Source organism: Curtobacterium flaccumfaciens (genome assembly GCF_051548005.1).
Classification (GTDB): domain Bacteria; phylum Actinomycetota; class Actinomycetes; order Actinomycetales; family Microbacteriaceae; genus Curtobacterium.
The window spans coordinates 1-10,134 of sequence record NZ_JBPUGH010000124.1 but is presented as its reverse complement, the minus strand read 5'-3'; the positions used below and the strand labels follow the sequence as shown (position 1 = coordinate 10,134).

Annotated in this window: 20 protein-coding genes; all 20 read right to left on the bottom strand. The window is 67.2% G+C overall.

Annotated elements, in window-relative coordinates; translation table 11 throughout:
- Positions 1-21 precede the first annotated feature (21 nt).
- Positions 22-486, bottom strand: coding sequence for a 50S ribosomal protein L15 (gene rplO, locus ACSW7Y_RS13390; protein ID WP_058725389.1), 465 nt, complete (start codon positions 484-486; stop codon positions 22-24).
- On the bottom strand, positions 483-668 hold the full coding sequence (gene rpmD / locus ACSW7Y_RS13385; RefSeq protein WP_031273241.1) for a 50S ribosomal protein L30: 186 nt from the start codon (positions 666-668) through the stop codon (positions 483-485). Before rpmD ends, rplO begins: the two co-directional genes overlap by 4 nt.
- Positions 668-1,399 carry a 30S ribosomal protein S5 gene (gene rpsE / locus ACSW7Y_RS13380; RefSeq protein ID WP_058725387.1) on the bottom strand — a complete coding sequence of 244 codons (732 nt, stop codon included), beginning with the start codon at positions 1,397-1,399 and terminating at the stop codon, positions 668-670. The genes rpmD and rpsE overlap by 1 nt, the downstream gene beginning before the upstream one ends.
- Positions 1,396-1,767, bottom strand: coding sequence for a 50S ribosomal protein L18 (gene rplR / locus ACSW7Y_RS13375; protein ID WP_058725386.1), 372 nt, complete (start codon positions 1,765-1,767; stop codon positions 1,396-1,398). Before rplR ends, rpsE begins: the two co-directional genes overlap by 4 nt.
- A 2-nt stretch (positions 1,768-1,769) precedes the next feature.
- Positions 1,770-2,306 carry a 50S ribosomal protein L6 gene (gene rplF / locus ACSW7Y_RS13370; RefSeq protein ID WP_058725385.1) on the bottom strand — a complete coding sequence of 179 codons (537 nt, stop codon included), beginning with the start codon at positions 2,304-2,306 and terminating at the stop codon, positions 1,770-1,772.
- A 6-nt stretch (positions 2,307-2,312) separates the two neighbouring features.
- A complete protein-coding gene (rpsH, locus tag ACSW7Y_RS13365) occupies positions 2,313-2,711 on the bottom strand; it encodes a 30S ribosomal protein S8 (RefSeq protein ID WP_058725384.1) in 399 nt (132 codons plus the stop codon).
- 150 nt (positions 2,712-2,861) lie between these two features.
- Positions 2,862-3,452: a 50S ribosomal protein L5 gene (gene rplE, locus ACSW7Y_RS13360; RefSeq protein ID WP_058725383.1), complete on the bottom strand. Its 591-nt coding sequence runs from the start codon at positions 3,450-3,452 to the stop codon at positions 2,862-2,864.
- A complete protein-coding gene (rplX, locus tag ACSW7Y_RS13355) occupies positions 3,452-3,811 on the bottom strand; it encodes a 50S ribosomal protein L24 (protein ID WP_438126748.1) in 360 nt (119 codons plus the stop codon). The genes rplE and rplX overlap by 1 nt, the downstream gene beginning before the upstream one ends.
- Before the next feature lie 3 nt (positions 3,812-3,814).
- Entirely contained in the window at positions 3,815-4,183 is a 369-nt protein-coding gene (rplN, locus tag ACSW7Y_RS13350; RefSeq protein ID WP_017885523.1) for a 50S ribosomal protein L14, read from the bottom strand.
- A gap of 32 nt (positions 4,184-4,215) precedes the next feature.
- Positions 4,216-4,500 (bottom strand): 30S ribosomal protein S17, encoded by a 285-nt coding sequence (gene rpsQ / locus ACSW7Y_RS13345; RefSeq protein WP_022903277.1) that lies wholly within the window; start codon positions 4,498-4,500, stop codon positions 4,216-4,218.
- Positions 4,500-4,820: a 50S ribosomal protein L29 gene (rpmC, locus tag ACSW7Y_RS13340; RefSeq protein ID WP_058725381.1), complete on the bottom strand. Its 321-nt coding sequence runs from the start codon at positions 4,818-4,820 to the stop codon at positions 4,500-4,502. The genes rpsQ and rpmC overlap by 1 nt, the downstream gene beginning before the upstream one ends.
- Positions 4,820-5,239, bottom strand: coding sequence for a 50S ribosomal protein L16 (gene rplP / locus ACSW7Y_RS13335; protein ID WP_022903279.1), 420 nt, complete (start codon positions 5,237-5,239; stop codon positions 4,820-4,822). The genes rpmC and rplP overlap by 1 nt, the downstream gene beginning before the upstream one ends.
- A 2-nt stretch (positions 5,240-5,241) precedes the next feature.
- A complete protein-coding gene (rpsC, locus tag ACSW7Y_RS13330) occupies positions 5,242-6,039 on the bottom strand; it encodes a 30S ribosomal protein S3 (RefSeq protein WP_022903280.1) in 798 nt (265 codons plus the stop codon).
- On the bottom strand, positions 6,039-6,431 hold the full coding sequence (gene rplV / locus ACSW7Y_RS13325; RefSeq protein ID WP_058725380.1) for a 50S ribosomal protein L22: 393 nt from the start codon (positions 6,429-6,431) through the stop codon (positions 6,039-6,041). Before rplV ends, rpsC begins: the two co-directional genes overlap by 1 nt.
- A gap of 25 nt (positions 6,432-6,456) precedes the next feature.
- Entirely contained in the window at positions 6,457-6,738 is a 282-nt protein-coding gene (gene rpsS, locus ACSW7Y_RS13320) for a 30S ribosomal protein S19 (RefSeq protein ID WP_017885529.1), read from the bottom strand.
- Positions 6,739-6,749: 11 nt separating this feature from the next.
- Positions 6,750-7,589 carry a 50S ribosomal protein L2 gene (gene rplB / locus ACSW7Y_RS13315; RefSeq protein ID WP_022903282.1) on the bottom strand — a complete coding sequence of 280 codons (840 nt, stop codon included), beginning with the start codon at positions 7,587-7,589 and terminating at the stop codon, positions 6,750-6,752.
- Positions 7,590-7,607: 18 nt separating this feature from the next.
- Positions 7,608-7,907 (bottom strand): 50S ribosomal protein L23, encoded by a 300-nt coding sequence (rplW, locus tag ACSW7Y_RS13310; protein ID WP_022903283.1) that lies wholly within the window; start codon positions 7,905-7,907, stop codon positions 7,608-7,610.
- Positions 7,904-8,563: a 50S ribosomal protein L4 gene (gene rplD, locus ACSW7Y_RS13305; RefSeq protein WP_290133576.1), complete on the bottom strand. Its 660-nt coding sequence runs from the start codon at positions 8,561-8,563 to the stop codon at positions 7,904-7,906. The genes rplW and rplD overlap by 4 nt, the downstream gene beginning before the upstream one ends.
- Before the next feature lie 2 nt (positions 8,564-8,565).
- Complete coding sequence (rplC, locus tag ACSW7Y_RS13300; RefSeq protein ID WP_058725377.1) at positions 8,566-9,219, bottom strand: 50S ribosomal protein L3; 654 nt, start codon at positions 9,217-9,219, stop codon at positions 8,566-8,568.
- Between the two features lie 12 nt (positions 9,220-9,231).
- Entirely contained in the window at positions 9,232-9,540 is a 309-nt protein-coding gene (gene rpsJ, locus ACSW7Y_RS13295; RefSeq protein WP_022903286.1) for a 30S ribosomal protein S10, read from the bottom strand.
- Positions 9,541-10,134: the final 594 nt, after the last annotated feature.

The window sequence follows — 10,134 nt, the reverse complement described above, 5'->3', positions numbered from 1 at the left end:
CGCACGGGCCGCCGACGGGGGTTACTGGGAGACGGTGCCGCCAGCAGCCGCGATCTTCTCGGCGGCGGACGCCGAGACCTTGTCGACCGAGACCGTGAGCTTCACGTTGATGTCGCCCTGACCGAGAACCTTGACCTTCTCGTTCTTGCGGACGGCGCCCTTGGCGACCAGGTCCGCGACGGTGACGTCGCCACCGTTCGGGTAGAGCTCCGCGATCTTGTCCAGGTTCACGACCTGGTACTCGACGCGGAACGGGTTCTTGAACCCGCGGAGCTTCGGGGTGCGCATGTGCAGCGGCATCTGCCCACCCTCGAAGCCGACCTTGACCTGGTAACGAGCCTTCTGACCCTTGGTACCACGGCCGGCGGTCTTGCCCTTCGAGCCCTCACCACGACCGACGCGGGTGCGGTCCTTCTTCGCACCGGCAGCCGGGCGGAGGTGGTGCAGCTTCAGGACCTGCACGCGCTCGTTCTTCTCGTCGCTCATGCGTCGACCTCCTCGACCTTCACGAGGTGCGCCACCGTCGCGATGTACCCGCGGTTCTGGGCGTTGTCCTCACGCAGGACCGTACGGCCGATGCGCTTGAGGCCCAGGCTGCGCAGGGTGTCGCGCTGGTACTGCTTCTCGCTGATAACGGACTTCGTCTGCGTGATCTTCAGCATGGCCATCACGCACCTGCCTTCTCGGACGCGGCACGCGCGGCGGCGGCCTCGGCACGCAGCAGACGGGCCGGGACGACCGCGTCGACGTCGAGGCCACGGCGGACTGCGACCGCGCGGGGCTCCTCGAGCTGCTGCAGCGCCTCGACGGTCGCGTGCACGATGTTGATGGTGTTCGACGAGCCGAGCGACTTGCTCAGGACGTCGTGGATGCCGGCGCACTCGAGCACGGCGCGGACCGGACCACCGGCGATGACACCGGTACCGGCAGCGGCCGGACGCAGGAGCACGACGCCGGCAGCGGCCTCACCCTGCACCGGGTGCGGGATCGTGTTGCCGACGCGCGGGACGCGGAAGAAGTTCTTCTTCGCCTCCTCGACGCCCTTGGAGATCGCCGTCGGGACCTCCTTGGCCTTGCCGTAGCCGACGCCCACGAGGCCGTTGCCGTCACCCACGACGACGAGCGCCGTGAAGCTGAAGCGACGACCACCCTTGACGACCTTCGAGACGCGGTTGATGGTCACCACGCGCTCGAGGAACTGGCTGTCGCCACCGCGGTTGTTGCGGTCGCGGCCCTGCTGGCGGTCACGCCCGCCGCCACGACGGCCGCGCTGGTCGGCGGAGTCGCGGTTGTTCGACGCCGAGCCAGCGGCGGTCTCGACCGGACGCTCGGCCGTGGCCGCAGCCTCGGTCGTCGTCTCCTTGGCGGTGTTGCTGGTGGTGTTCGCGGTGTCGCTCACAGGTTCAGCCCTCCTTCACGGGCGCCATCGGCGATCGCGGCGACGCGACCGGCGTACTTGCTGCCACCACGGTCGAAGACCACGGCCTCGACGCCGGCGGCCTTCGCGCGCTCGGCGAGGAGCTCACCGACGCGACGGGCCTTGGCGGTCTTGTCGCCGTCGAACGAGCGGAGGTCGGCCTCCATCGTCGATGCGCTGGCGAGGGTGTGACCCTTCGCGTCGTCGATGACCTGCACGAACACGTGACGCGACGAACGCGTGACGGCCAGACGCGGGCGCGCCTCGGTGCCGGTGATCTTCTTGCGGAGTCGGTTGTGGCGGCGCGCCTTGGCGGCCGACTTGCTCTTTCCTCGGATACCGAGAGCCATGATCACTTACCTGACTTTCCGGCCTTGCGGCGCACGATCTCGCCGGCGTAGCGGACACCCTTGCCCTTGTAGGGCTCGGGCTTGCGCAGCTTGCGGATGTTGGCGGCCACCTCGCCGACGGCCTGCTTGTCGATGCCGGTCACGGTGAGCTTGTTGTTGCCCTCGACGGCGAACGAGATGCCCGCGGGCGCCTCGACCGTGATCGGGTGGGAGTAGCCCAGCGCGAACTCGACGCTGGTGCCCTTCGCCTGCACGCGGTAACCGGTGCCGACCACCTCGAGGCCCTTGGAGTAGCCCTGGGTGACGCCGACGATGTTGTTCGCGATGAGGGTGCGGGTCAGGCCGTGGAGCGAACGCGAGGAGCGCTCGTCGTCCGGACGGGTGACGAGGACCTGGTTCTCCTCGACCTTGGCCTGGATGGGCTCAGCGACGACGAGCGCGAGCTCGCCCTTCGGGCCCTTGACCGCCACGTTCTGGCCGTCGATGGAGACGGTGACGCCGGCGGGGATGTCGATGGGAAGACGTCCGATTCGAGACATTGTCGATCACCACACGTAGGCGAGGACTTCCCCACCCACGCCCTTCTGCTCGGCTTCGCGGTCGGTCAGGAGGCCGGACGAGGTCGAGAGGATCGCCACGCCGAGGCCACCGAGGACCTGAGGGATCTCCGTCGACTTCGCGTAGACCCGGAGGCCCGGCTTCGAGACGCGCTTGATGCCGGCGATCGAGCGCTCGCGCTCGGGGCCGTACTTCAGGTCGATCGTGAGGGTCTGCCCGACGCGGGCGTCCTCGATCTTCCACTCGCTGATGTAACCCTCGCGCTTGAGGATCTCAGCGATGTTCTTCTTCAGCTTGGAGCTGGGAAGCGAGACGGCGTCGTGGTGCGCCGAGTTCGCGTTCCGCAATCTGGTCAGCATGTCTGCGACCGGATCGGTCATCGTCATGATGCGTATCCATTCTCGCCTGGTTTCGACACCCGTTCCACGAATGCCGACCTGAGCGATCGGGGTCCCCGGGCGGATCCCGGAGACCTGTGTGTTCGTGCGTGCGGGCCGGAGGACGTGAATCCTCCGGCCCGCACCGCCCGAAGTATCTTAGACCGTCTGCTCGGCAGAACGGAACGGGAACCCGAGCTGCTTGAGCAGCGCGCGGCCCTCGTCGTCCGACTTCGCGGTGGTCACGACGGTGATGTCGAAGCCACGCACGCGGTCGATGCGGTCCTGGTCGATCTCGTGGAACACGGACTGCTCCGTGAGACCGAACGTGTAGTTGCCGTTCCCGTCGAACTGCTTGTCGCTGAGACCGCGGAAGTCGCGGATGCGGGGCAGGGCGAGGGAGATCAGGCGGTCGAGGAACTCCCAGGCGCGGTCACCGCGGAGGGTGACGTGCGCACCGATCGCCTGGCCCTCGCGCAGCTTGAACTGCGCGATGGACTTGCGAGCGATGTTGACCTGGGGCTTCTGACCCGTGATCGCCGTGAGGTCCTTGATGGCCCCCTCGATGATCTTCGAGTCACGAGCGGCCTCGCCGACGCCGGTGTTCACGACGACCTTGACCAGGCCGGGGACCTGGTTGACGTTCGCGTACCCGAACTGCTCGGTGAGGGCAGCCTTGATCTCGTTCTTGTACTTCTGCTTGAGGCGCGGCTCGACCTTGGTCGCCGGCGCGGCAGTCGTGTCGGTCATCAGAGCTTCTCACCCGACTTCTTGGCGTAGCGGACGCGGACGGTCTTCTTGACGCCGTCCTTCTCCACCTCTTCGGTACGGAAGCCGACGCGGGTCGGCTTCTTGGTCTTCGGGTCGACGATCGCGACGTTCGACACGTGGATCGGAGCCTCGTGCTGCTCGATGCCACCGGTCTTCGAACCACGCTGGGTCTGGCCGACGCGGACGTGCTTCGTGACGAAGTTCACGCCCTCGACGACGACACGCTGCGAGTCAACGAGCACCTCGATGACCTTGCCCTGCTTGCCGCGGTCGCCGCCACGCTCCTGCGTGGCGCCCGTGATGACCTCGACGAGGTCACCCTTCTTGATGTTCGCCATGGCTTACAGCACCTCCGGCGCGAGCGAGATGATCTTCATGAACTTCTTGTCACGGAGCTCGCGACCGACCGGACCGAAGATGCGCGTGCCGCGCGGGTCGCCGTCGGCCTTGAGGATCACTGCCGCGTTCTCGTCGAACTTGATGTAGGAGCCGTCCTGACGACGGGTCTCCTTCTTGGTGCGAACGATGACCGCCTTGACGACGTCACCCTTCTTCACGTTGCCGCCGGGGATGGCGTCCTTCACCGTGGCGACGATGACGTCACCGAGACCGGCGTAGCGACGGCCAGAGCCACCGAGCACGCGGATGGTCAAGATCTCCTTGGCACCCGTGTTGTCGGCGACCTTCAGGCGGGATTCCTGCTGAATCACTGTTGTCTCCTGTTCCGAAGCAGGCCGCGGGCCTACTTGGCCTTCTCGAGGATCTCGACCAGGCGCCAGCGCTTGGAGGCGCTGAGGGGACGGGTCTCGCTGATCACGACGAGGTCGCCGACACCAGCGGTGCCGAGCTCGTCGTGGGCCTTCACCTTGGACGTGCGGCGGATGATCTTGCCGTAGAGCGCGTGCTTCACGCGGTCCTCGACCTCGACCACGATGGTCTTGTCCATCTTGTCGCTCGTCACGTAGCCGCGGCGCGTCTTGCGGTAGCCGCGGGTCGAGGCGGCGGAGGTGTTCTCTTCGTTCGCCATCAGTTCTCCTCGGCGGTCTCGGCCGCGGTCGACTCGGCCGGCTTGTCAGCCTTCTTCGTCGACTTCTTGGCCTTCGGGGCGGTCTCGACGGGCGCGGGGGTGGCACGGATGCCGAGCTCGCGCTCGCGGAGGACGGTGTAGATGCGGGCGATGTCGCGCTTGACGGCACGAAGACGACCGTGGCTCTCCAGCTGGCCGGTGGCCGACTGGAAGCGGAGGTTGAACAGCTCCTCCTTGGCCTTCTTCAGCTCGTCGGCGAGCCGCTCGTTCTCGAACGTGTCGAGCTCAGTCGGACGGAGCTCCTTGGAACCGATCGCCATTATGCGTCGCCCTCCTCGCGCTTGATGATGCGTGCCTTGAGGGGCAGCTTGTGGATTGCACGGGTCAACGCCTCGCGGGCGATGTCCTCGTTGACGCCGGAGAGCTCGAAGAGCACACGACCCGGCTTGACGTTGGCGACCCACCACTCTGGGGAACCCTTACCGGAACCCATGCGGGTCTCGGCCGGCTTCTTGGTGAGCGGACGGTCCGGGTAGATGTTGATCCAGACCTTGCCGCCACGCTTGATGTGACGGGTCATGGCGATACGAGCGGACTCGATCTGCCGGTTCGTCACGTACGCCGGGGTGAGCGCCTGGATACCGAAGTCGCCGAAGCTGACCTTGGTGCCACCGGTCGCCTGACCCGAACGCTTCGGGTGGTGCTGCTTGCGGTGCTTGACTCGACGGGGGATAAGCATGGTTACGCCTCAACTCCTGCGCCGGCCGGCGCGTCCTGCGGGGCCTGCTGCTGACGGCCGCCACGGTCGCCGCCACGACGGTCGCCGCGCTCGCCACGGGGGCCGCCACGACGCTCCGGGCGCGACGAACGCTGGTTCGCCTGCTCGCGAGCGAGCTCCTTGTTCGTGATGTCGCCCTTGTAGATCCAGACCTTCACGCCGATGCGGCCGAACGTGGTCCGGGCCTCGTAGAAGCCGTAGTCGATGTTCGCGCGGAGCGTGTGCAGGGGCACGCGGCCCTCGCGGTAGAACTCCGAGCGCGACATCTCGGCGCCGCCGAGACGACCCGACACCTGGATGCGGACACCCTTGGCGCCGGCGCGCTGCGCACCCTGCAGGCCCTTGCGCATGGCGCGACGGAACGCGACACGTGCGGAGAGCTGCTCGGCGATGCCCTGCGCGACGAGCTGGGCCTCGGTCTCTGGGTTCTTGACCTCGAGGATGTTGAGCTGGATCTGCTTCTTGGTGAGCTTCTCGAGCTCACCGCGGACGCGCTCGGCCTCGGCACCGCGACGACCGATGACGATGCCCGGACGCGCCGTGTGGATGTCCACGCGGACACGGTCACGGGTGCGCTCGAGCTCGATGCGGGCGACGCCGGCACGGTCGAGGGTCTTCTTCAGGTACTCGCGCACCTTGATGTCCTCGGCCACGTAGTCGGCGTAGCGCTGACCGGCCTTGGTGCTGTCGGTGAACCAGTGCGAGACGTGGTCCGTCGTGATCCCGAGACGGAAGCCGTACGGGTTGACCTTCTGGCCCATTACTTGCTCGCCTTCTTGCTCGTCGCGGCGGCCTCAGCCTCTTCCGGCGTCGCGAGGACGACCGTGATGTGGCTGGTGCGCTTGTTGATGCGGAAGGCGCGGCCCTGGGCGCGCGGCTGGAACCGCTTCAGGGTCGTGCCCTCGTCGACGAAGACGCGGCTCACGTAGAGGTCGCGCTCGTCGAGGAAGCTGTTCGTCGAGTCCGCCTTCACCCGGGCGTTCGCGATCGCCGAGGCGACCAGCTTGTACACGGGCTCCGAAGCGGCCTGCGGCGCGAACTTCAGGATGGCGAGCGCCTCGTGGGCCTGCTTGCCGCGGATCAGCTCGATGACGCGACGGGCCTTCTGAGGCGTGACGCGGATGTGTCGCACGCGTGCGATCGACTCCACCATTTCGTTCCTCCTCTGCGTCCCCGCGTTAGCGGCGACGGCCCTTCTTGTCGTCCTTCACGTGACCACGGAAGGTGCGGGTCGGCGCGAACTCGCCGAGCTTGTGACCGACCATCGACTCGGTGACGAACACCGGGATGTGCTTGCGGCCGTCGTGCACGGCGATCGTGTGCCCGAGCATGTTCGGGACGATCATCGAGCGACGCGACCAGGTGCGGATCACGTTCTTGGTGTTGGCCTCGTTCTGCGTGACGACCTTGCGGAGCAGGTGCTCGTCGACGAAGGGGCCCTTCTTCAGACTGCGTGGCATCTTCTGAACTCCTACTTGCGCTTCTTGCCGGCGTTACGGCGACGGACGATGAGCTTGTCGCTCGGCTTGTTCGGCTTGCGCGTCCGGCCCTCGGCCTGACCCCACGGGCTGACCGGGTGACGACCACCGGAGGTCTTGCCCTCACCACCACCGTGCGGGTGGTCGACCGGGTTCATGGCGACACCACGCACGGTCGGGCGGACGCCCTTCCAGCGCATGCGGCCGGCCTTGCCCCAGTTGATGTTGGACTGCTCGGCGTTGCCGACCTCGCCGATCGTGGCGCGGCAGCGGGCGTCGACGTTGCGGACCTCGCCCGACGGCAGACGGAGCTGCGCGTAGGGGCCGTCCTTGGCGACGAGACGCACCGAGGCACCGGCGGAGCGGGCCATCTTCGCGCCGCCACCGGGACGGAGCTCGATCGCGTGGATCACGGTACCGACGGGGATGTTGCGCAGCGGCAGGTTGTTGCCGGGCTTGATGTCGGCACCCGGGCCCTGCTCGACGACGTCGCCCTGCTTGAGCTTGTTCGGCGCGATGATGTAGCGCTTCGTGCCGTCCACGTAGTGCAGGAGCGCGATGCGCGCGGTGCGGTTCGGGTCGTACTCGATGTGTGCGACCTTGGCGTCGACGCCGTCCTTGTCGTGACGACGGAAGTCGATCACGCGGTACTGGCGCTTGTGGCCACCACCGATGTGACGGGTCGTGATGCGGCCGGAGCTGTTGCGCCCACCGGTCTTCGGCAGCGGACGAAGCAGCGACTTCTCCGGCGTCGAACGGGTGATCTCGGCGAAGTCGGCGACCGACGAGCCGCGACGACCGGGGGTCGTCGGCTTGTAGTTACGAATAGCCATGATTTATCCCTCTGGTCCTCAGCCGACAGCCGTGAAGATGTCGATCGAACCGGACTTGAGCGTCACGATGGCGCGCTTGGTGTCCTTGCGCTTGCCCATGCCGAAACGCGTGCGACGGGTCTTGCCCGGACGGTTCAGCGTGTTGATGCTCGCGACCTTGACGTCGAAGATCTTCTCGATGGCGAGCTTGATCTCGGTCTTGTTCGAACGGGGGTCCACGATGAACGTGTACTTGCCCTGGTCGATCAGGCCGTAGCTCTTCTCCGAGACGACCGGCGAGATGATGATGTCGCGCGGGTCCTTGTTGAAGCCGCTCATGCGGAGACCTCCTTCGCGGACTTCGACGCGATGAAGGCGTCGAGTGCGCTCTTGCTGAAGACGAGGGCGTCGGACTTGAGCACGTCGTAGGCGTTGAGCTGGCCGTACGAGAGTGCGTGGACACCCGGCAGGTTGCGGATCGACTTGAGCGTCAGCTCGTCGTCCTGCTCGAGCACGACGAGCACGTTCTTGACGGGCGCGACCTTCTCGAGGAGCGTGCGGGCGGTCTTGGTCGACGGCACCTCGGCCGGGACGAAGGACTCCACCGCGGAGATGCGGCCACCGCGGGCGCGGTCCGAGAGCGAGCCGAGCAGAGCAGCGGCGATCATCTTCTTCGGAGTGCGCTGCGAGTAGTCGCGCGGGGTCGGTCCGTGGACGACGCCACCGCCGGTGTGCTCCGGAGCGCGGACCGAACCCTGACGGGAGCGGCCGGTGCCCTTCTGCTTGAACGGCTTGCGACCAGCGCCGCGGACCTCGCCGCGGTTCTTGGTCTTGTGGGTGCCCTGACGCGCGGCGGCGAGCTGCGCGGTGACGACCTGGTGGATCAGCGGGACGTTGGTCTCGACGTCGAAGAGCGCGGCGGGCAGCTCGATGCTGCCGGCGACGGCCCCGGTCGCGTCGAGGACGTCGATCGTGGTTGCGGTCTCGGTGGCCATGATCACTTACCCTTCACGGCGGTGCGGACGAAGACGGAGCGGCCACGAGCACCGGGGACGGCGCCCTTGACGAGCAGCAGACCCTTCTCGGCGTCGACGGCGTGCACCGTGAGGTTGAGGACGGTCACGCGCTCGCCGCCCATGCGACCGGCCATGCGCATGCCCTTGAAGACACGCGACGGGGTCGACGAGGCGCCGATCGAACCGGGCTTGCGGTGGTTGCGGTGCGCACCGTGCGATGCGGAGACGCCGGCGAAGCCGTGGCGCTTCATGACACCGGCGAAGCCCTTGCCCTTGGAGGTACCGACGACGTCGACCTTCTGGCCCGCCTCGAACGTGTCGACGGTGAGCTCCTGGCCGAGCGTGTACTCAGCGGAGTCGTTGGTACGGATCTCGGTGAGGGTGCGACGCGGGGTCACGCCTGCGGCCTCGAAGTGGCCGGCGGTCGGCTTGTTGACCTTGCGCGGGTCGATGGCACCGGCGGCGATCTGGATCGCCTCGTAGCCGTCGCGCTCGACGTTGCGGATCTGGGTGACCACGTTCGGGCCGACCTCGATCACGGTCACGGGGATGAACTTGTTGTTCTCATCCCACACCTGGGTCATCCCGAGCTTCTTGCCGAGGAGGCCCTTGACGGTCTTGGTGGAGTTCGCCATTGGTCAGCCCCCTTACAGCTTGATCTCGATGTTGACGTCGGCCGGGAGGTCGAGTCGCATGAGCGAGTCGACGGCCTTCGGCGTCGGGTCGACGATGTCGATGACCCGCTTGTGCGTGCGCTTCTCGAAGTGCTCGCGCGAGTCCTTGTACTTGTGGGGAGAACGGATCACGGTGACCACGTTCTTCTCGGTGGGGAGCGGCACCGGGCCGACCACGGTCGCACCGGCACGGGTCACCGTGTCGACGATCTTCCGGGCCGACGTGTCGATGACCTCGTGGTCGTACGACTTGAGCCGGATGCGGATCTTCTGTCCCGCCATGTGTCTCTCTGTCCTCTCTGCGCCGCGCACCCTCGGGCCGCCTGACGCCGCCGTCACCCGTGCACTCCTGCAGGGCTTGGCTGTTTTCCTGAACCAACCGGCCGCATCCACTGGGGATGACCGCTGTTCTCCTGTCAACCGCGCGGGCGACCTGGGCCGTCCAGCGTGGGCATGTCGCTTCCCCCACACTCCGGGCACAGCAGTGCTCGTCGTGCTTCGCGGGGGATTCGATCGTGTTCTGCTGCCTGCGGCCCAACCCAGCCCTGCTGAACAAGGGGGTTGTGCACTGCCAGAGCAGTGATCCTGCGGGCGCGGACGCCCTGCGGAATTCGGAACCGGACAAGTCTCCCATAGGCGCGCCATCCGTGCAACCCGGGCGTGTCGCGGATCGCGGGCGTGTCGGGACCGGCCCACTTCCGCGGAACGACGGGGATCGGACGGCCTGGAGGCACGGCTCGCCTCCGCCCCGCACCGCACTCCCCGCGCTCCGCGCCACGCGCGGACGCGACGAGTGCGCACGACGCACCACGGGCCTCCCGGCCAGTGGGTGGAACGTGTCGTCCGTGGGCCGCGAGCCTGACGGAAGAGGCCCGC

Excerpts from the sequence above, each read along its gene's own strand:
- rplD (WP_290133576.1), bottom strand. The coding sequence starts at position 8,563 with ATGGCCACCGAGACCGCAACCACGATCGACGTCCTCGACGCGACCGGG.
- rplF (WP_058725385.1), bottom strand. The coding sequence starts at position 2,306 with ATGTCTCGAATCGGACGTCTTCCCATCGACATCCCCGCCGGCGTCACC.
- rplB (WP_022903282.1), bottom strand. The coding sequence starts at position 7,589 with ATGGCTATTCGTAACTACAAGCCGACGACCCCCGGTCGTCGCGGCTCG.
- rplX (WP_438126748.1), bottom strand. The coding sequence starts at position 3,811 with ATGGCGAACATCAAGAAGGGTGACCTCGTCGAGGTCATCACGGGCGCC.
- rplC (WP_058725377.1), bottom strand. The coding sequence starts at position 9,219 with ATGGCGAACTCCACCAAGACCGTCAAGGGCCTCCTCGGCAAGAAGCTC.
- rplP (WP_022903279.1), bottom strand. The coding sequence starts at position 5,239 with ATGCTTATCCCCCGTCGAGTCAAGCACCGCAAGCAGCACCACCCGAAG.
- rpsS (WP_017885529.1), bottom strand. The coding sequence starts at position 6,738 with ATGCCACGCAGTCTGAAGAAGGGCCCCTTCGTCGACGAGCACCTGCTC.
- rplR (WP_058725386.1), bottom strand. The coding sequence starts at position 1,767 with ATGGCTCTCGGTATCCGAGGAAAGAGCAAGTCGGCCGCCAAGGCGCGC.
- rpsQ (WP_022903277.1), bottom strand. The coding sequence starts at position 4,500 with ATGGCGAACGAAGAGAACACCTCCGCCGCCTCGACCCGCGGCTACCGC.
- rpsH (WP_058725384.1), bottom strand. The coding sequence starts at position 2,711 with ATGACGATGACCGATCCGGTCGCAGACATGCTGACCAGATTGCGGAAC.
- rplO (WP_058725389.1), bottom strand. The coding sequence starts at position 486 with ATGAGCGACGAGAAGAACGAGCGCGTGCAGGTCCTGAAGCTGCACCAC.
- rpsC (WP_022903280.1), bottom strand. The coding sequence starts at position 6,039 with ATGGGCCAGAAGGTCAACCCGTACGGCTTCCGTCTCGGGATCACGACG.
- rplW (WP_022903283.1), bottom strand. The coding sequence starts at position 7,907 with ATGAGCGGCTTCAACAAGGACCCGCGCGACATCATCATCTCGCCGGTC.
- rplV (WP_058725380.1), bottom strand. The coding sequence starts at position 6,431 with ATGGTGGAGTCGATCGCACGCGTGCGACACATCCGCGTCACGCCTCAG.
- rpsJ (WP_022903286.1), bottom strand. The coding sequence starts at position 9,540 with ATGGCGGGACAGAAGATCCGCATCCGGCTCAAGTCGTACGACCACGAG.
- rpmD (WP_031273241.1), bottom strand. The coding sequence starts at position 668 with ATGGCCATGCTGAAGATCACGCAGACGAAGTCCGTTATCAGCGAGAAG.
- rpmC (WP_058725381.1), bottom strand. The coding sequence starts at position 4,820 with ATGGCGATCGGTTCCAAGGAGCTCCGTCCGACTGAGCTCGACACGTTC.
- rplE (WP_058725383.1), bottom strand. The coding sequence starts at position 3,452 with ATGACCGACACGACTGCCGCGCCGGCGACCAAGGTCGAGCCGCGCCTC.